At 73.0% G+C, this 18,630-nt stretch carries 14 protein-coding genes; 2 read left to right on the top strand and 12 right to left on the bottom strand.

The genetic code is table 11. From position 1 onward, the window contains the following. Nucleotides 1-105: 105 nt before the first annotated feature. Nucleotides 106-723 (top strand): GNAT family N-acetyltransferase, encoded by a 618-nt coding sequence (locus ACZ47G_RS04165; protein WP_465739870.1) that lies wholly within the window; start codon nt 106-108, stop codon nt 721-723. Nucleotides 724-795: 72 nt separating this feature from the next. Here ACZ47G_RS04165 and trxA read toward each other — a convergent pair whose 3' ends face one another. The 7 genes from trxA to ACZ47G_RS04130 all read right to left on the bottom strand — a co-directional run bounded on the left by trxA (nt 796) and on the right by ACZ47G_RS04130 (nt 11,482). Continuing rightward, a complete protein-coding gene (gene trxA / locus ACZ47G_RS04160; RefSeq protein ID WP_380458421.1) occupies nt 796-1,122 on the bottom strand; it encodes a thioredoxin in 327 nt (108 codons plus the stop codon). A gap of 134 nt (nt 1,123-1,256) precedes the next feature. After that, nucleotides 1,257-2,222, bottom strand: a complete 966-nt coding sequence (trxB, locus tag ACZ47G_RS04155) for a thioredoxin-disulfide reductase (RefSeq protein WP_465739868.1) — start codon at nt 2,220-2,222, stop codon at nt 1,257-1,259. A 194-nt stretch (nt 2,223-2,416) separates the two neighbouring features. Further along, nucleotides 2,417-3,370 carry an anti-sigma factor family protein gene (locus ACZ47G_RS04150; RefSeq protein WP_465739866.1) on the bottom strand — a complete coding sequence of 318 codons (954 nt, stop codon included), beginning with the start codon at nt 3,368-3,370 and terminating at the stop codon, nt 2,417-2,419. Further along, entirely contained in the window at nt 3,367-4,140 is a 774-nt protein-coding gene (gene sigM / locus ACZ47G_RS04145) for an RNA polymerase sigma factor SigM (protein WP_465739864.1), read from the bottom strand. Before sigM ends, ACZ47G_RS04150 begins: the two co-directional genes overlap by 4 nt. A gap of 45 nt (nt 4,141-4,185) precedes the next feature. Beyond that, a complete protein-coding gene (locus ACZ47G_RS04140; RefSeq protein WP_465739863.1) occupies nt 4,186-6,144 on the bottom strand; it encodes a protein kinase family protein in 1,959 nt (652 codons plus the stop codon). Nucleotides 6,145-6,450: 306 nt separating this feature from the next. Continuing rightward, on the bottom strand, nt 6,451-8,889 hold the full coding sequence (murJ, locus tag ACZ47G_RS04135; protein WP_465739861.1) for a murein biosynthesis integral membrane protein MurJ: 2,439 nt from the start codon (nt 8,887-8,889) through the stop codon (nt 6,451-6,453). 58 nt (nt 8,890-8,947) lie between these two features. Continuing rightward, nucleotides 8,948-11,482 carry a DUF6049 family protein gene (locus ACZ47G_RS04130; protein WP_465739860.1) on the bottom strand — a complete coding sequence of 845 codons (2,535 nt, stop codon included), beginning with the start codon at nt 11,480-11,482 and terminating at the stop codon, nt 8,948-8,950. Nucleotides 11,483-11,843: 361 nt separating this feature from the next. On the opposite strand from ACZ47G_RS04130, the gene ACZ47G_RS04125 reads away from it, so the two are divergent. Next, nucleotides 11,844-13,268: a CCA tRNA nucleotidyltransferase gene (locus ACZ47G_RS04125; protein ID WP_465740031.1), complete on the top strand. Its 1,425-nt coding sequence runs from the start codon at nt 11,844-11,846 to the stop codon at nt 13,266-13,268. Nucleotides 13,269-13,343: 75 nt separating this feature from the next. On the opposite strand, the gene ACZ47G_RS04120 is transcribed toward ACZ47G_RS04125, so the two are convergent. The 5 genes from ACZ47G_RS04120 to ACZ47G_RS04100 all read right to left on the bottom strand — a co-directional run bounded on the left by ACZ47G_RS04120 (nt 13,344) and on the right by ACZ47G_RS04100 (nt 18,535). Continuing rightward, entirely contained in the window at nt 13,344-14,336 is a 993-nt protein-coding gene (locus tag ACZ47G_RS04120) for an LppU/SCO3897 family protein (protein ID WP_465739859.1), read from the bottom strand. Nucleotides 14,337-14,390: 54 nt separating this feature from the next. Then, nucleotides 14,391-15,017 (bottom strand): LppU/SCO3897 family protein, encoded by a 627-nt coding sequence (locus ACZ47G_RS04115; RefSeq protein ID WP_465739858.1) that lies wholly within the window; start codon nt 15,015-15,017, stop codon nt 14,391-14,393. 135 nt (nt 15,018-15,152) lie between these two features. Continuing rightward, nucleotides 15,153-16,487 carry an MFS transporter gene (locus ACZ47G_RS04110; RefSeq protein ID WP_465739857.1) on the bottom strand — a complete coding sequence of 445 codons (1,335 nt, stop codon included), beginning with the start codon at nt 16,485-16,487 and terminating at the stop codon, nt 15,153-15,155. 133 nt (nt 16,488-16,620) lie between these two features. After that, complete coding sequence (locus ACZ47G_RS04105) at nt 16,621-17,703, bottom strand: inositol-3-phosphate synthase (protein ID WP_465739856.1); 1,083 nt, start codon at nt 17,701-17,703, stop codon at nt 16,621-16,623. 127 nt (nt 17,704-17,830) lie between these two features. Further along, a complete protein-coding gene (locus ACZ47G_RS04100) occupies nt 17,831-18,535 on the bottom strand; it encodes a PadR family transcriptional regulator (RefSeq protein ID WP_380458441.1) in 705 nt (234 codons plus the stop codon). Between the last annotated feature and the right edge of the window lie 95 nt (nt 18,536-18,630).

Here is an 18,630-nt window from a genome sequence, read left to right as displayed (position 1 = left end):
CCGATGGGTGCATGTGCCACGTGAGCGCTGTTTCACGTGAAACATGCACCCATCGGCGTTCGTGGGGGAATGCTCGACCGTGAAAGGGAGGAGGAGGTACGGGCCATGGGACGCCGGATCGCTCCGCTGACGTTGGACAACCTCGCGGACCTGCCGACGGGCTGCCGCTCCTGTGTGTTCTGGGAGCTGGACCCGGTCAGTGGGAAGGAGGCGGTGGAGTCGGGGAAGCCGGAGCTGGAGAAGGAGGGGTGGATCTCCGCGGTGCTGCTGGAGTGGGGGTCCTGCGGCCGGATCGCCTATGTGGACGACCAGCCCGTCGGGTTCGTGCTCTACGCGCCGCCCGCCTACGTTCCCCGCTCCCAGTCCTTCCCGACCAGCCCGGTCTCGCCGGACGCCGTGCAGCTGATGGTCAGCCGGGTGCTGCCGGGCTACCAGCGGCAGGGGCTGGGCCGGGTGCTGGTGCAGGCGGTGGCCAAGGACCTGCTGGGGCGGGGGGTGCGGGCGATCGAGGCCTTCGGCTGGGCGGGTCGGGTGCCGACCAGCTGTGTGCTGCCGGCCGACCATCTGCTCGCGGTCGGCTTCAAGACCGTACGGCCGCACCCGCGGTACCCGAGGCTGCGGCTGGAGGCGCGGACCACGCTCTCCTGGCGCGGGGACGTGGAGGGGGCGCTGGAGCGGCTGCTCGGCGGCGGGCGGAAGGAGCCGGCCCTGCGGCCGTTCTGAGCGGGGTCGAACGACGGCGGCGGGGCTCCCCCATCGGGAGCCCCGCCGCCGTTCGGTTGCTGACCGGGAGACCTAGATCAGGCCGTCCAGCTCGCGCAGCAGCGCGGCCTTCGGACGGGCACCGGTGATCTGCTTCACCGGCTGGCCGCCCTTGAAGAGGATCAGGGTCGGGATCGAGATGACGTTGTACTCGGCGGCGGTCGCCTGGTTGGCGTCCACGTCGAGCTTGGCGATGGTCAGCTTGTCGCCGCTCTCGGCCGCGATGTCGTCCAGGACCGGGGCGACCTGGCGGCACGGGCCGCACCAGGTGGCCCAGAAGTCGACCAGTACGGGCTTGTCGCTCTCCAGGACGTCGGACTTGAAGGTCGCGTCGGTGACGGTGGTGGTGGCGCCGGCCACGGGGACTCCTCGGGTTAGGACGGAGGGGGCTGCTGCCAGGTGAACAACGGGCAGGGCCGTTCTGTTTCTGCCTGGCCGGGGCGGGGGTGTTTCACGTGGAACACCCCCGCGGGGTTCGGTCGGTGGTGGGGAGGTCAGACCGCGACGGCGGCGGCCTTGTTCTCCACGTCGTCCAGCGCGGCCAGGTAGCGCTCGGCGTCCAGCGCGGCGGAGCAGCCGGTGCCGGAGGCGGTGATGGCCTGGCGGTAGGTGTGGTCCACGACGTCGCCGGCGCCGAAGACGCCCTCGACGTTGGTCCGGGTCGAGGGGGCCTCGACCTTCAGGTAGCCCTCGGCGTCGAGGTCCAGCTGGCCCTTGAACAGGTCGGTGCGCGGGTCGTGGCCGATCGCGATGAACAGGCCGGTGACCGCCAGCTCGCGGGTCTCGCCGGTGGTGGTGTCGCGCAGGGTGACGCCGGTCAGCTTCGGGTCGCCGTGGATCGCCTCGACCGCGCTGTCCCACTCGAAGCGGATCTTCGGGTCGGCGAAGGCGCGCTCCTGCATCGCCTTGGAGGCGCGCAGGCTGTCCCGGCGGTGGATGATCGTGACGCTCTTGGCGAAGCGGGAGAGGAAGGTCGCCTCCTCCAGGGCGGTGTCACCGCCGCCGACCACCGCGATGTCCTGGTCGCGGAAGAAGAAGCCGTCGCAGGTCGCGCACCAGGAGACGCCGCGGCCGGACAGCTTGTCCTCGTTCGGCAGGCCCAGCTTGCGGTGCTGGGAGCCGGTGGTGACGATCACGGCGCGGGCCTTGTGGACGTTGCCCTCGGAGTCGGTGACGGTCTTGATCTCACCGGTGAGGTCGACCGCGACGATGTCGTCCGGGATCAGCTCGGCGCCGAAGCGCTCGGCCTGCGCCCGCATGTTGTCCATCAGCTCGGGGCCCATGATGCCGTCCCGGAAGCCCGGGAAGTTCTCGACCTCGGTGGTGTTCATGAGCGCACCACCGGCGGTGACGGCTCCCTCGAAGACCAGCGGCTTGAGGGAGGCTCGGGCCGTGTAGAGCGCAGCCGTGTACCCAGCCGGGCCGGAACCGATGATGATCACGTTACGGACGTCGCTCACTGCTTCTCCTGGTTCGCATCGCGACCCGCGTTTGCTGCGGGGAGGGCGGTCCTGCTCCGCCGCCCGGGACAACGACTGACCAGTCTCTCGCATTCCCAGGCGGATCAGTACCAGGTGCCCGAACTCCGGAAGCGGCGTGGCGTCCTTGACGTCGATCGCATGGGAACGGCCGACCGGTGGCTGGGAACGGCTGCTCAGCGGCCGGGGACGGTCCGCTGCAGGAGGACCGGGCCGCAGTCCGCGGCGCGCAGGTAGACGTCCACGGAGCCGGGCCGGTCGGGGGCCGGATAGACCAGGACGTCGACGGGAGAGCCCTGGTAGCTGCCCCGGTCGGTGGCCAGCGGGGTGCCCTGAGCGGGCGCCGGGCAGGCGGTGGGGGAGGCCGGCGCGGTGGGGGAGCCGGGGCCGGCGAGGTCGGGTCGGGAGCCGTCGGCGGGGGCGGCCTCGGACTTGGCGGGCCCGGTGGCGCGCAGCCCGGGCTCGGCCCCGGAGCGGGCCAGCAACTGCTGGACCTGTGCCGCGAGCCGGTCCTCCCGGTAGTCGGTGCCGGGGCCCGCCAGGTGCGGGCCGCGGGCGTTCGGGTCGCCGGCGGCGGCCGAGGAGGGGGCCGAGGCCGCCGAGGTGGTGGACCGGCCGGAGTCGTCGGGGTGGTTCAGCAGCAGAGCGCCGCCGAGGCCGAGGGCGGCCAGGGCGGCGGCCGTGCCGAGCAGCAGGGCGAACCGGCGGCGGGGCCGGGGCCGCCCGGGACCGGAGGCCGAGTTGGGGCGGGACGGGGGCGCGGAGGGGGCCGGGACGGACCGTACGGGCGTGGCCGGGGTGGTGGCCGGGCGGGCGACGGCGGGGGCCTCCCGGGGGCGTTCCACGGCTCCGGCCGCCGCGCGGTGGTCGGTGCGGGCGGCCTCGGCGAGGGCGGCGTCCAGCCGGGCGGCCACGTCGGCGGGCATCGGCTCGGGCTCGGCGGTGCCGAGCAGCGCCTGCACCTCGGCCAGGGCCTCGGCGGTCTCGCGGCACTCGGCGCAGCCGTCCAGGTGCCGTTGCAGCGCCCGGGCGGCCTGGGCGGGCTCGATCAGGCCCTCGGCGAGGTCGGCGAGCTCCTCGACGGAGGGGTGGGCGTCGGAGGCCCCGGGGGAGGAGAGGGGGGCGGTCATCGTGTGCTCGCGTCTCCTTCCAGCATCGTGCGGCCGGTGCTCGGGCCTGTCCCTGTGACGGTGCGGGGGCCCGTCGGGTTCCCCTGGGGCGCGCGGTGCGGTGGCGGGGGGCCGCCGGACGCTCCCCGGGCCGGTGTTTCACGTGAAACGTTCCGTCGGCCGCGCTCTCCGACGGGCTCTCCGTCGCGCTCTCCACCGCGCGCCTCGCCGTCGGTCTCCCGCAGGTGCCGCACCAGCGGGAGCAGCCGGGCCCGGCCGCGCGCGCAGCGGCTCTTCACCGTGCCCACCGGGACGCCCAGCAGCTCGGCGGCCTCGGCGACCGGGTAGCCCTGCATGTCGACCAGGACCAGCGCGGCCCGCTGCTCGGCGGGCAGCTCGGCGAGCGCCGCGGTGAGCTCGCGGTGCACCTCGGCCCGGACCACCGGGGAGTCGGCCGGTTCGGCGGTGCCGACCAGGCGGTCCAGCCGCTGCGGGTCGTCGTCCAGCGGGGTGGTGCGCCGGGTGGCGCTGCGCCGGGCGCGGTCCAGGCAGGCGTTGACCACGATCCGGTGCAGCCAGGTGGTGACCGCCGAGCGGCCCTGGAAGCCGGGGGCGGCCCGGAATGCGGAGACCAGGGCGTCCTGGAGGGCGTCCGCGGCCTCCTCGCGGTCGCCCAGGGTGCGCAGGGCGACCGCCCAGAGCCGGTCGCGGTGGCGGTTCACCAGCAGGCCGAAGGCCTCCTGGTCGCCGGCGACGTGCCGGGCGAGCAGCGTCGCGTCGTCGTCCGCCACTTTCACCCTCGTCCCTGCGGGTCGTTCCGTACCTGGTCCGTGCGGTCAGCCGGAGACCTTGACCTCGCCGACGTGGCCGCGGTACCTGCCGTCGGAATCCTTGTTCAGAGAGGTCAGCCAGATCAAGAGGTAGCGCGTGGTGACCGGCGAGTCGAGGGTGTAGTCGACGTTCAGGCCGGACTTCCTGCCGGCGACCACGGTGAAGTTCTCCGGCCGGGCCGACGCCGGCCCGGCGGCGGCGGCCGCGTTGGGCACCCGGATCTCGGCGGCCTGCTCGCCCTCCTTGAACTGGACGTTCACCGAGGAGACCGACTGGGGCGAGCCGAGGTCGATGAGCAGCCCGGTGCCCGACTTGAGGGCGGGCGGCTTGGGGCCGAGCTGGTCGACGTACCAGCCGGTGGTCCAGGCGCTGTTCGGGTCCCCGTCGATGGCGTTCTTGACGCTGTCGGTGCCCTCGGGCCCGTCGCCCAGCGGGTTGTACGACTCCGCGCCCTTGATGGTGATCGGCACCGGGGTGTGGGCGGTCGGGCGCATGCTCGGGGCAGTGCTGCTGACCGAGGTCTGCGGGGTGGCGGCGGCCTGCCCGGTGTTGCGCAGGCTGCCGACGAACTGCCAGGAGGCGACGCCGATCGCCCCCAGCGCGACCGTCCACGCGGTGGCCTTGACCACCCGGCGCAGCCGACGCTTGGTGCGCCGGGCGGCGGTCGGCCGGGAGGACGGCGGCAGCGGGGCGACCGTCGTGTCGGCGACCCGGGTGGGGTTGGGCGCGGTGGGCAGGGCGTGGGTGTTGTGCCGCGGCGGGGCCGGGAAGGCCGGCAGCTCCGGCTCGGGCTGGCGGATCTTGGGCAGCTTCGCGATCGCCCGGACCAGTTCCTCCGGGGTGGTGATCGGCTCGGCGTGGTGCGGCGGGTGGTCGAACAGGGCCCGGGCCGCGAGCTCGGACAGGCCCTTGTGGACGCCCGCGCGGACCTGGTCCGGTGCGGCGTTCTGCAGGTCCTTGGGCAGTCCCTTGAGGTCGTAGCGGTCCTCGGGGTACGGCCAGCGGTGGGTGAGCGCGGCGAACAGCAGGGCGCCGATCGCCCGGGTGTCGGTGCGCTGGGCGTCCTCGGTGGAGTCCTCCGGGGGCAGCCCGCGCAGGGCGGCGTCCACCGCGATGCCGTTGATCCGGTACTGGCCGCTGTCGGTGCGCAGCACGCAGCGCGGGGTGAGCCGCAGGTGGGCCTTGCCGCGGCGGTGGGCGGCGGCGACGGCGTCGGCGACCTGGCGGACCATCTGGTACGCCTCGTGCGGCTCCATCGGGCCGTTCGCGAGCAGCCTGGCGAGGTCGGAGGCGTGCGGCAGCCACTCCCGCACGACGTAGACCAGCTCGTTCTCCTGGACGGCGTCCAGCACCTGGACGAAGCGCGGGTCGCCGAGCAGGGCCGCGGACTTGGCGGCGGCCAGCACCTTCCGGGCGCGCTGGTGGCCGGAGGCCATCAGGTGGACGCCGACCGCTCGGCGCAGCTTCTCGTCGACGGCCCGCCAGCTGCTGAAGGTCTCGGTCTGGGAGATGCACTCCTCGAGCAGGTACCGGTTGCCGATCTTGTCGCCGCTGTGGCGCATCGGCGCGGGGAGGGTGCGCGGGAGGGTGGCGGTGTCGCGCGGGTCGACCGTGGGCTGGGGGTCGGTCGGGCGGCGCTTGGCGGGCGCGGCCGCCGGCCCGGGGGCGGGCTTCTTCGCGGCCGAGCCGGCCGCCAGCTCGGCGGCGATCTCCTGGACCGAGAGCGGGGCGGTGACCTCCGAGGTCTCCTCGCTCACGGAGGCCTCCGGGGCGCGGTCCGCGTCCGGCTCCGCCGGTTCGTCCTCGTCGGCAGCCGTGGGGGCGTCCGCGGAGGGGGCGTCGGCGGAGCCCGCCGGGGCGGGCTTCCCGCCCCCGAGCTCGTCGATCGCCGCGGCCAGCGCGGCCTCGTCCGCCGCCGTGTCAGCTGCTGACGTGTCGACGACCGCCTTGGTGCCATCAGCCACCGTGGTCCTGCCTCCCCTTGTGTCGCCCCGGCTGAGAGAGTCGCTGGAGCCCGCGGATCGGCCGCCCTGTGCTCCAGGACAATTGTGCCCACTCTTCTCCACCGGGTACGACCGCTGAGGTGTCCGCTCGGTTGCACGGGGGTGGAGAGATGTGGTGCAGATCCGACACCGGGCCGCCACCGGGCCGCCACCCGGCGGTCCCGGCCGCGGCCGGCGGCCCAGAATCAGGCCGGACGGGCGGGGGCGGTGTCGCCCCGGTTGACGCCCGCTCAGGGCGCCCGCTCGTCCGGCCGGTTGGCTGGTCGGTCAGCGGCCCAGTCGGCCGCGGACCATGCCCAGCATGGCGTTCATCTCCTCGATCCGCAGGCGCTTCGCGATGAACACGAACACCAGCATCTGGATGCCGCCGCCCAGCAGGACGGACGCCACGCTGCCCGGCCAGCCGCCGATCACCTGCTGGACCGCCAGGCTGACGCCGAGGCCGACCACCGCGGCCGGCACGCAGGCGGTGGCCAGCCGGCTGTAGGTCTTGCCGATCCGCTTGGTGTCCAGGCCGCCGATCTTCTTCTTCAACTTCGGCACCGCGACCATCACTCCGACGGCGTAGGCGAGGCCGTAGCCGAGGGCCATGCCGGTCACGGTCCACTGCGCGGGCAGCGCGAACCAGCAGATCAGCGAGAAGCCGGCCTGGCAGACCGCCACCCAGACGGTGTTGGAGAACGGCGTCCGGGTGTCCTCGTAGGCGTAGAAGCCGCGCAGCATCACGTACTGGGCCGAGTACGGGATCAGCCCGAGCGCGAAGGCCGACAGCATCAGGCCGACGTTGGTGGCGTTGTCCAGGGCCGTACCGCCGCCGCCGACCGCGTAGATCGAGCGGCCGATCGCCGGGCCGAGGGCCAGGAACAGGAAGGCCGCCGGGACGACCGCCACGGCGGTGGTGCGCAGCCCGTACGACAGGTCGTCACGGACGGCTCCGGCGTCCTCGTCGGCCGCCGCCCGGGAGAGCCGGGGGAGCACCGCGCTCATGATCGAGACGGTGATGACGGCCTGCGGGAGCTGCCAGATCAGCAGGGCGTTGGAGAAGGCCGACAGGCCGACACCGCCGTGACCGCCCTGCTCGGCGGCGCTGCCGGCGGCGGTGGCCAGCTGGGTGATGACCAGGTAGCCGGCCTGGTTGGCGAGCACGAAGAAGAAGGTCCACTTGGCCAGCCGGGCGGCCTTGCCCAGGCCGTGGCCGCGCCAGTCGAAGCGCGGCCGGAAGCGGAAGTCCGCGGCCCGCAGGTACGGGATCATCGCCAGCGACTGGACCACCAGGCCGAGCAGGGTGCCCAGGCCGAGCAGCCGGACGCCCTCCGGGGAGATGTTCTCCGGGGTGACCTGGGTGCCGTTGTAGCCGCCGAAGACCCAGATGTAGGCGCCGAAGGTGAAGATCACCACGATGTTGTTGAGGACCGGGGTCCACATCATCGCGCCGAACCGGCCGCGGGCGTTGAGGATCTGGCCCATCACCACGTGCACGCCCATGAAGAAGATGGTCGGCAGGCAGTAGCGGGCCAGCGCCACCGTGGTGTCGGCGCGGGCCGGGTTGGTCATCATCGGGTGGGCGATCAGCTGGACCAGCAGGGGCGCCCCGAGCACGGCCAGGAACACCACGCCGCCGAGCCCGACCATCACCAGGGTGAGCAGCCGGTTGGCGTAGGCGGTGCCGCCGTCCTCGTCGTTCTTCATGCTGCGCACCAGCTGCGGCACGAAGACCGCGTTCAGCGCGCCGCCGCCGATCAGGATGTACAGCAGGGTCGGCAGGGTGTTCGCCGCGTTGTAGGAGTCACCCATGACGGCGATGCCGATGGCACCGGCGATCACCATGGTCCGCAGGAAGCCGGTGCCGCGGGAGACCAGGGTGCCGGCCGCCATGATCGCGCTGGAGTTCAGCAGGCTGGCGACCTTGCCGCCGCCACCGCCCTCGGTGGCCGGGGCGGGCGCGGACGCGGGCTGGGCGGCGTGCTCCTCGGCGAAGTCCGCCAGTGGCTCGACCGCCGGGGGCACCGCAACGGCGGCCACCTGCATGGTGGCCTCCTCCTCGGAGAGCGGCGGGTCGAACTCGATCGGCGGCACGAAGGGGCGCTGCCCGTCCGGGCCGCCGTGCTGCGGCTGCCCCGGGTAGCCGCCCATCGGCGGGTACGGCCCGGGGGCGACCGGCGGCACCGGCGCGGACGGCGGTGCCGGGGCGGGCTGGGGCACCGGCGGCTGGACCGCGGCCGCGGGCTGGTGGCCACCGAACAGGGCGTCCACCCCGACGTACTCGGTGGTCTCGCTGTCCCAGGCGGAGTGCGCCGGGCCGGGCTGCCACTGCGGCTGGGGCTGCTCGACGCCGCCCCACTGGGTCGGCGCCGGGGCCGGGGCGGCCTGCTGCGGCCAGCCGGCCTGCACCGGGGTGTCCCAGCCGGGCTGCACGGGCGGCACCGGGGCCGTGAACGGCGCCGAGGGCACCGGCGTCGGGTACCCGCCGCCCTGCGGCGGCAGCTGCGGCGGCACGTCGTACGCGGTGACCGGCGGCGGCGCGGCGGCGGGCCGTCCGGCCTGGAGACCGTACGGGTCCTGGCCGTCCTGCTGGGCCCGGTACGCCTCCGCGGCGTACGGGTCCTGGGCGTAGGTGTCGGCCACGTACCAGTCGCCGGACGGCGACTCGGCGCCCGGCCGGCTCTCACCGCGGCCCGGCGGCCGCTCCTCGCTGCGCCCGGTCATGTCACCTCTTCGCTGTTGTGGGGGGAGGCCGGCCCGGCGTTGCGGGGGGTCGGCGGTATCAAGGACCAACCTTCTCATCACTGGCGGTCCGATCCCGGCCATCCGGGCTGCTGGCGCGCGGTGTCTGCGCGGGACGGCCGCCCGCGGAGCCGTCCGGTTCGGGGTCCTCGGTGGCTTCCTCGGCGGTGTCGCCGGCGGTGTCACCCGCGGCGGCGTCCGGGTCGGCCGGCTCGGCCTCGGCGGCGCTCCCCGGCCCGTCGGTGTCCGGGCCGTCGCCGACCGGCTGGTCGCCGTCCTCGTGCGGCTGCCCGCCCCGGCGCTTGCGCTGGCGGACGAAGCGCAGCGCGGCCAGCACCAGCAGTACGGCGGCGCCGGCGAAGACGTACAGCACCCCGTTGGTCACCGAGGTGACCTCGACGGTGAAGGGCTGGGCCTCGCCGTACGGCCGCGGGTCGGGGCCGCTGGTCCACAGCTGGGCGATCATCGTGACCGGGCCGTTGTTGCGGGCCTCGGCGTTGAAGCGCAGGGTGACGCTCTGCGAGGCGGGGAGGACCAGCTCCTCCGGCTTGCCCACCCGCAGTCTGTTCGGCTGGACCGAGGTGAGCCGCAGCTGCAGGTTGGTGACCGTCTGGGTGAGGTCGTTGCGCACGCTGACCTGGAGCTGGCCGGTGTTCCCGGCCAGGGTGACCACGTTCTTCTTGGGCACCTGGACGGCGCCGATGAGCTCGTCCAGGTACGTGGAGACGCCCTTGCGGTAGGTCTCGCCGGCCGGTGTCCGGGTGCGCCACTCGGTGGACAGCGAGCGGACCATGGCGGCGCTGAACGGGCCGCGGACGCGCTGCGGCAGGGTGAGCACCCGCATCAGGGTGTCCAGGTGCTGCTGGATGACGTCGGTGCCGGTCAGGGCGTCGGCCGGCAGCTCGGAGGCCCGGGCCTGGGTCGGGTAGTCGGCGGGCGACGGGACGGTGGTGTTGGCCTTCGGGTCCGGCGTGGCCTGGGCCAGCGCGTCCAGCTTCACCGGGGTCAGCCACTTGTCGGTGGCCGTCTGCAGGGCGCCCGCCAGCACCTTGGCGGTGTTGACGGTCAGGTCGCGCGGCGGCATGACCAGCAGGCCGCGCTGGTTCTGCGGCTGCTCGTGGGTGATCGCGAAGGTCTCGGCGAGGAACCGCTGGGTCGTCTCGGTCTGGTCCTTCGGGGTGGCCAGGTCCTTCTGGAAGAGCGTGGAGACGGTGTCGTCGGCGACCACGGCGCTCTGCCCGTTGCCGATCGGGCGCACCGCGGTCGGGGTGTAGTTGACCGAGTCCGGCTCCGGCATGCTCGCGCCGTTGGCCAGCACCAGGCTGCTGCCGGCCTGCCGGGCGATGCCGGCGATCTGCTGGTCGAGGTAGCCCTGGTACGGCCAGGCCACGTCGGAGCGGGTGTCCACGGAGAGCCGGCCCTCGACGGTCAGCCGGCCGGCGGTGGACGCCTTGTTCAGGGCGGTGCCCATGCCGACGAGGTCCGCGCCGTTGTGCCCGATCGAGGCGAGGTCCGGGTCGGCGTACGGCAGGGCGACGACCTGGCTGCCCTGCTTGGCGACGGCCGCCCGCAGCTTGTTCAGCCAGGCGTCGGCGGCGGCCGAGGCGGGGCGGGAGACGGTGTTCTCCTCGCGGGCGGACTTGCCGGAGGACTCGGTGCCCGGCTTCTGCACCCGGTAGCCCTTGGTCATCGCGAACGCGGCGTCCAGCAGGTCCGGGTCGACCATCCAGGTCAGCCCGTTCAGCTTGGCGCCGGTGTCGACCAGCTCGTACAGCCGGCCGCCCGGCGCGAAGTCGGTGGCCAGGCTGTCGTCGCGCAGCACCGGGACGGTCTGGTCGCCCTCGGCGAAGGTCTGCGCGGCCAGCACCGGCGCGTGCACCAGCGGCCAGAGCGTGGCGACCTTGGTCGGCTGGGCCTCGGTGCCGCCCTGGGTGTAGGGCAGGAAGGTGCGGGCGATGCCCAGCGCCCGGTCGCGCGGGTTGTCGGCGGTCGCGCCCCAGGCGTCCACCGCGAGCTCGTAGACGCCGCTCTCGGACAGCCCGAGGTCGCTCACCGCGACGCTCAGGGTGTACGCCTGGCTCTGGCCCGGGTTCAGCTCGGGCAGGGCGTACTGCGGGCTGTCCAGCTCTATGCCGTCGTCGCCCCTCGGCGTGGTCCTGGTGGCCACGCCCTGGAGTTCGCTGCGCCGCTGGAGGGGCTTGCTGGAGACGGGCTTGCGGACCGCCGCGTGGGCGCCCTTGAGCGCCGACTTGCCGGAGTTGGTGACGTGGCCGGTGACGGACACCGTGCCGTTCTGGGTGGCCAGCTGCGGGGTGACCGTGTCGATGGTCATCACCACCGGGTACTCCGCGGTGGCCGCGGCGTCGGCGGCCGGGCGGATGTTGCCGCCGGCCGGCAGCGCCGTCGCGGGGCCGGCCGTGAACGCGGTCGTGAACAGGGTCAGGGCGGCCGCGCAGGCGGCGGCGAGTCGGCGGGCGCGGCGGTGCCGCCCTTCGGTGGGACGCCCGGTGGGATCCGCGATCCCGCCAGGCTGTCGGTGTGCCCCCAGGCCCGAGTGCCGTGCCGGCTCACTCACTCGATTCGCCCTCGCCGTTCTGTTCGATCGCTCGCTGCTGATGCTGCCCGCCCGGCGCGGTCGCCGGACGTTCCCCGCTCGACGTTCTTCGCTCGACGCCGTACGCCACCCTGCTGCCACGGAGGTTCCGTCGGCACGGCGGAACGCGACACCGCATCCCCGGTTCCGGTGTCCGCGCTTCGTCCACCGGCATGGTAACGATCCAGCCTGGGGTGCAGTGTTGCGGGCTGTGGGGTGAGACGCCCAAAACGCGCGGGCGGTTGACCTTCCGGGGCACGTACCCTTGTGAGCCGTGTCCACTGCCAATGAGCCCACCGCGCGCACCGATCGTTCCAGCACCGACGTCCAGACCGTCCCAGGACTGAGCGAGGCCCAGACCCTGGGGCTGCAAGAGCTGCTGCGGGTGTCGCCGGTCGCCGACGAGATCGCCCGCCGGTTCCAGGCCGCCGGTCACCGGCTGGCCCTGGTCGGCGGCTCGGTCCGGGACGCGCTGCTCGGCCGGCTCGGCAACGACCTCGACTTCACCACCGACGCCCGGCCGCAGCAGGTGCTCAAGCTGGTCAAGGGCTGGGCGGACGCGGTCTGGGACGTCGGCATCGCCTTCGGCACCGTCGGCGCCCGCAAGGACACCCCCGAGGGCTCCTTCCTGATCGAGATCACCACCTACCGCTCCGAGGCGTACGACCGCACCTCCCGCAAGCCCGAGGTGACCTACGGCGACACCATCGGGCAGGACCTGGTCCGCCGGGACTTCACGGTCAACGCGATGGCCGTCGACCTGCCCGGCCGCGGCTTCGTCGACCCGCACCACGGCCTGGAGGACCTGGAGGCCCGGGTGCTGCGCACCCCCGCCACCCCCGAGGAGTCCTTCTCCGACGACCCGCTGCGGATGATGCGGGCCGCCCGCTTCGCCGCCCAGCTGGACTTCGACCCGGCGCCCGAGGTGGTCGCCGCGATGACCGCGATGGCCGAGCGGATCACCATCGTCTCCGCCGAGCGGGTGCAGGCCGAGCTGAACAAGCTGCTGCTGGCCGCGCACCCGGTGAAGGGCCTGCGGCTGCTGGTCGACACCGGCCTGGCCGGGCACGTGCTGCCGGAACTGCCCGCGCTCCAGTTGGAGAGCGACGAGCACCACCGGCACAAGGACGTCTACGAGCACTCGCTGACCGTCCTGGAGCAGGCCATCGCCCTGGAGCAGGACGGCCCGGACCTCACCCTGCGGCTGGCCGCGCTGCTGCACGACATCGGCAAGCCGCGCACCCGCCGCTTCGAGTCGGACGGCCGGGTCTCCTTCCACCACCACGAGGTGGTCGGCGCCAAGATGACCCGCAAGCGGATGCGCGAGCTCAAGTACTCCAAGGAGCTCACCGAGGAGGTCTCGCGCCTGGTCGAGCTGCACCTGCGCTTCCACGGCTACGGCGGCGGCGAGTGGACCGACTCCGCGGTGCGCCGCTACGTCACCGACGCCGGGCCGCTGCTGGAGCGCCTGCACAAGCTGACCCGCTCCGACTGCACCACCCGCAACAAGAAGAAGGCCGCCATGCTGTCGCGCACCTACGACGGCCTGGAGTCGCGGATCGCCGAGCTGAAGGCGCGGGAGGAGCTGGACGCCATCCGCCCGGCGCTGGACGGCAACCAGATCATGGAGCTGCTCGGGCTGAAGCCGGGCCCGGCGGTCGGCAAGGCGTACAAGCACATGCTCGAACTGCGGCTGGAGCACGGGCCGATGGAACCCGACGAGGCGGTCGCGGCGCTGCGGACCTGGTGGGCCGGGCAGCAGGGCTGACCGGGGCGGCGCCCCCCACGACGAGCGGCGGCCACCCCCTCGGAGAGCGAGGGGGTGGCCGCCGTCGGTGTCCGCTCAGTTGTTGACGTGCTTGAGGCAGAGCACGTAGTCGAGCGAGGGCAGCTTGCTGTAGGTACGGGTGTAGGAGCTGTCCGACTTCGGCTGCTTCTGGCAGGACTTGTCGTCCGAGGTGCCGAAGTACTTGTAGACCACCTTGTACTGCGCCTTGGGGTCGGTGCAGGGCAGCACGGTGATGTTCGGGTGGTCGTCGTCGCCCGTGCCGTTGCTGTTCTCGTTGCGCAGGCAGTCGCCGATGCCGGCGCTGTCGACGTCGTCCTTGGCCGCCGGGGTGGCGGGCGGCGGCAGGGTGATGCTCGGCATGGTGAAGCTCGGCATCGGCACCACCGGCGGCGGGGTGTAGCTGTAGGTGGGCATCGGCAGCGGCGACGGCGAGTGCGCGGTGGTGTAGGTCGGCGTCGACGACCCGATCGTGCTGCCGGGGTCGTTCTTCGGGCCGATCACGCCGGTGACCACCAGGATCCCGGTGGTCAGCAGGGAGACCGGCACCAGCAGCATCGCGATGTGCGGGCGGCTGCCCAGCGGGGTGCCCGGGTCGAGCTGGGGGCCGTGGGTGCCCGGCATGGGCGGCGGCAGCCGCTTGATCCGGCCGTTGGCGCCGAGGTTCAGCAGCAGGGTGATCACGGTCAGGAGCGGCGAGACCCAGCTCCACCAGCCCTGGACCAGCGTCCGGGCGGACATGTCGCGGACGGTGGCCGTCCCGCAGGTGCGGCAGAACGGGCCGTGCATCCGCAGCATCCGGAAGGCGACTATCAGGCCCTGGTGGCCGCGGACGGTGGCGCGTACGGCGGGGAAGCCGCCGCAGAACCGGCAGGTCTCCCCGTCCATCGGGGCGGGCGGCGGGTAGCCGTACCCGGGCGGCTGGGCGCCGTAGGGCTGCTCCGGCGGCGGGGCGCTCGGGTAGCCGTAGCCGGGCGGCGGCGGGGGCGGCGAGCCGTACGGGCCGCCGCCGTACGGGTTGCCGTCACCGGGCGGCGGGCCGTAGGGCATCTGGGGCGGAGGTGGAGCGGACAAAAGGTCCCCCGGGGAAGGTCGGTGGCAGGGTCAGGACTTCTTCACCGGCGGGTAGCCGGTGGTGGTGGGGGTCAGTGGGCCGAGGCAGAGCACGTACCGCGTCTTGTTCCAGCGGCGGCCGCTCTTGCCCGAGACGGCGCTGGTGGTCTGCGGGGTCTGCCGGCAGCGGTTCACGTCGGTGGTGCCGGTGAACTTCGACAGCACCTTGTAATTCGCTTTGCGGTCAGTGCAGTTGACGATCGAGACGTCGCGGGCGCCGCTCACCTGGACGCAGTCGCCGGGCTTGGCGCTGCTGACGCTCGGGCCGGCGACGAAGTAGCCGACCGCGAGCGCGGCGCAGCCGCCGATCAGACCGACGATCCGCAGCTTGGACCGGCCGCCGCGCTTGGCGGGTGGCGCCGGGGGCACCGCGCCGGGCTGGGGGTGGCCGTACGGTGCCTGCCCGTAGGGCTGCTGGCCGTACGGCGGTTGGCCGTACGACGGCTGGGGCCGGGGCGGCTGGGGCTGGGGCGGCGGCCCGTACGGGCCCGGGGCGTACGGCTGCTGCCCGTACGGCGCCTGCGGGTAGGGCGGCGCCTGCGGGTAGGACGCCGGGGGCGGACCGAATCCGGGCGCGGCCGGTTGCGGCGGCCCGTACGGGCCGGTCGGTGTGCTCATCAGTTCGTCCCCCGAGACCGAGTGCTGTCGTTCCGACAGGTTTACGTACCTTAGCGACTGGGTCGGACGCAATCGGCCCGGTGGTCGGACCGGGGTTTCGGGACGAGGTGGTTTCGATTCCGCTACCGGACGGTTTCAGTGGGCGTCGCCGGGGAGCGGCCCGGACCGCCGGGCGGCCCGCAGGTAGACGACGGCCGTCAGCGCGTACACCACGGCCACCCCGACGACCACCGCGACCGAGCGGCCGGACAGCGGCAGCACCAGCGCGGTGACCAGGGCGGCGGCCACGAAGGCGACGTTGAACAGCACGTCGTAGATGGCGAAGACCCGGCCGCGGAACTCGTCCTCGACCGACTCCTGCACCACGGTGTCGGCGCAGATCTTGGTGCCCTGGGTGACCACCCCGAGCAGCAGGGCGGCGGCCAGGGTGGGGACCGGGGCGAAGAACAGGCCCAGCGCGGGCACGAAGACCACCGGGGCGAGCAGGCAGGCGGTCATCCAGCCGGCCAGGCCCAGCCGGCGGGTGCACCAGGGGCTGACCAGCGCGGCGACGAAGAACCCGGCGGCGGACAGCCCGACCGCCTGGCCGAGGGTGGCCAGTCCGGCGGCGCTGTCGGTCGGGTCGTTGAAGGTGTACCGGGCGAGCATCACCACGACCACGATCAGCACGCCGTAGCAGAACCGGGCCGCGGTGACGGCGGCCAGCGCGTGCACGGCCGGGCGGCAGTCCCGGACCAGGTGGCGCACGGCGGCGCCGAGTTCGACGGCGGCCCGCACCAGCGCCTGGCCGAGCGCGGGTCGTTCGCCGTGCCGCTCCGGGCCGAGCAGGTCGCGGTCCATCCGGCGGGCGGCCAGCGCGGCCGACAGGTAGAGCAGCGAGGCGACGGTGACCAGCGCGGCGTCCGCCTTCGGCCCGGGGGCCATCACCTGGTGCAGCAGGAAGCCGAGGCCCCCGCCCGAGGCGGCGGCGACCGTCCCGAGGGTGGGGGAGAGGGCGTTGGCGGTGACCAGCCGGTCCTGCTCGACCACCCGGGGCAGTGCGGCCGAGAGCCCGGCCAGGATGAACCGGTTGAGCGCGGTGACCAGCAGCGCCGAGGCGAAGAACAGCCAGGTCGGCGCCTTGACCAGGAGCAGCGCGCCGGTGCCCAGGCCCAGGCCGAAGCGGGCCAGGTTGCCGAAGTAGAGCACCTGGCGGCGGCGCCAGCGGTCCAGCAGCACCCCGGCGAACGGGCCGATCACCGAGAACGGCAGCAGCATCACGGCCAGCACCGAGGCGATGTCGGCGGGGGAGGACTGCTTCTCGGGGGAGAAGACCACGTAGGCGGCGAGCGAGACCTGGAAGACGCCGTCGGAGAGCTGGGAGAGCACCCGGGCGGTCAGCAGCCGGCGGAAGTCCCGGCCGCGGAGCAGACCGAGGAGCGTGGCGCTGTGCGCGGACTGGTGGGTGCTGCCGTTCTCGGTGATCGCCACCCGCTCAGGGTGCCATGGAACCGGTCGCCGTTTCACGTGAAACATTCGCCGCGGAACAGTGAAGGGCTCACGATCGGATGATCGTGAGCCCTTCGGAGGAGCTAGGAGCCCCTACCGACAGTCAGCACTGCGCTCAGCGCTCGACCTCGCCGCGGATGAACTTCTCGACGTTCTCCTTGGCCTCGTCGTCGAAGTACTGGACCGGCGGCGACTTCATGAAGTACGAGGAGGCCGACAGGATCGGGCCGCCGATGCCGCGGTCCTTGGCGATCTTCGCGGCGCGGACGGCGTCGATGATGACACCGGCGGAGTTCGGGGAGTCCCAGACCTCGAGCTTGTACTCCAGGTTCAGCGGGACGTCGCCGAACGCGCGACCCTCCAGGCGGACGTACGCCCACTTGCGGTCGTCCAGCCAGGCCACGTAGTCCGAGGGACCGATGTGGACGTTCTTGGCGCCCAGCTCGCGGTCGCGGATCTGCGAGGTGACGGCCTGGGTCTTGGAGATCTTCTTGGACTCCAGGCGCTCGCGCTCGAGCATGTTCTTGAAGTCCATGTTGCCGCCGACGTTCAGCTGCATGGTGCGCTCGAGGATGACACCGCGGTCCTCGAACAGCTTGGCCATCACGCGGTGCGTGATGGTGGCGCCGACCTGGGACTTGATGTCGTCACCGACGATCGGCACGCCGGCCTCGGTGAACTTGTCCGCCCACTCCTTGGTGCCCGCGATGAACACCGGCAGGGCGTTCACGAAGGCGACCTTGGCGTCGATGGCGCACTGGGCGTAGAACTTGGCCGCGGCCTCGGAACCGACGGGCAGGTAGCAGACCAGGACGTCGACCTGCTGGTCCTTGAGGACCTGGACGACGTCGACCGGGGCCTCGTCCGACTCCTCGATGGTCTCCCGGTAGTACTTGCCCAGGCCGTCGAGGGTGTGGCCGCGCTGGACGGTCACGCCGGTCGGCGGGACGTCGCAGATCTTGATGGTGTTGTTCTCGCTGCTGCCGATGGCGTCGGCCAGGTCGAAGCCGACCTTCTTGGCGTCGACGTCGAAGGCGGCGACGAACTCCACGTCGCGGACGTGGTAGTCACCGAACTGGACGTGCATCAGCCCGGGGACCCTGCCGGCCGGGTCGGCGTCCTTGTAGTACTCGACACCCTGCACCAGCGACGCGGCGCAGTTGCCCACGCCCACGATGGCTACGCGAACCGAACCCATTCCGGTTGCTCCCTGTGATCTCATGAGGGCCGTCAGAGTCGACGGCACTCGTCCTGCTTCTTCGAATGACTGCTTGTACGGGCGCGAGGCGCCCACTCCTGCCGCGTGGCACCGGGCTGACGCGGCGTCAGCGCTCCTGGGCGGAGCGCCCCGGGCGGTCGTACGGTGGCCCGGACGGGTCGGGGGACCCGGTCTCCTGGCCACGGCCGTCCGAAGTCGTGTGGGGTACGGCGGTGGTTCCGGGGGTCCCGGTGGCGGGCCCGGGCCGGCCGGTGCGGTTGGCCCGCTCGGTCTCGATCAGCTCGTTGAGCCACCGGACCTCGCGTTCCACCGACTCCAGGCCGTGCCGCTGGAGTTCGACGGTGTAGTCGTCGAACCGTTCGCGGGCGCGGGCCAGCGAGCTGCGCATCCGCTCCAGGCGCTCCTCCAGCCGACTGCGGCGACCCTCCAGGACGCGCATCCGGACCGCCCGGTCGGTCTGGCCGAAGAAGGCGAAGTGAACGCCGAAGCGCTCGTCCTCCCAGGCGTCCGGACCGGAGTCGGCGAGCAGCTCCTCGAAGCGCTGCTTCCCCTCGGGGGAGAGCCGGTAGACGATCTTCGACCGCTTGCCGTTGAGCGCGGTGGCCGGGACGTACTCGACGTCCGGGTTGTCCTCGACCAGGAAACCCTGGGCGACCAGGCTCTTCAGGCACGGGTAGAGCGTTCCGTAGGAGAGTGCCCGCAGCGCTCCGAGCAGGATGTTGAGCCGCTTCCGCAGCTCGTAGCCGTGCATCGGGGCGTCATGGAGCAGGCCGAGAACGGCGAACTCCAGCACTCCTGAGCGTCTGCCCACTGCCGTCGTCCTCCTTTCTCTCGACCTTCGCTGCGGCCGCTGCATCGGCGGGTATACCGCTTCGATGTATCGGCTCGATATATCGAGAACAGTAA

It is taken from the genome of Kitasatospora sp. NPDC030952 (assembly GCF_055571335.1).
The sequence above is the reverse complement of the archived record's forward strand: the minus strand, read 5'-3'. Positions and strand labels throughout refer to the sequence as shown.

Coding starts and splice junctions, on each gene's coding strand:
- murJ (WP_465739861.1), bottom strand. CDS start 8,889: ATGACCGGGCGCAGCGAGGAGCGGCCGCCGGGCCGCGGTGAGAGCCGG.
- ACZ47G_RS04105 (WP_465739856.1), bottom strand. CDS start 17,703: ATGGGTTCGGTTCGCGTAGCCATCGTGGGCGTGGGCAACTGCGCCGCG.
- ACZ47G_RS04150 (WP_465739866.1), bottom strand. CDS start 3,370: ATGACCGCCCCCCTCTCCTCCCCCGGGGCCTCCGACGCCCACCCCTCC.
- ACZ47G_RS04165 (WP_465739870.1), top strand. CDS start 106: ATGGGACGCCGGATCGCTCCGCTGACGTTGGACAACCTCGCGGACCTG.
- ACZ47G_RS04115 (WP_465739858.1), bottom strand. CDS start 15,017: ATGAGCACACCGACCGGCCCGTACGGGCCGCCGCAACCGGCCGCGCCC.
- ACZ47G_RS04120 (WP_465739859.1), bottom strand. CDS start 14,336: ATGCCCTACGGCCCGCCGCCCGGTGACGGCAACCCGTACGGCGGCGGC.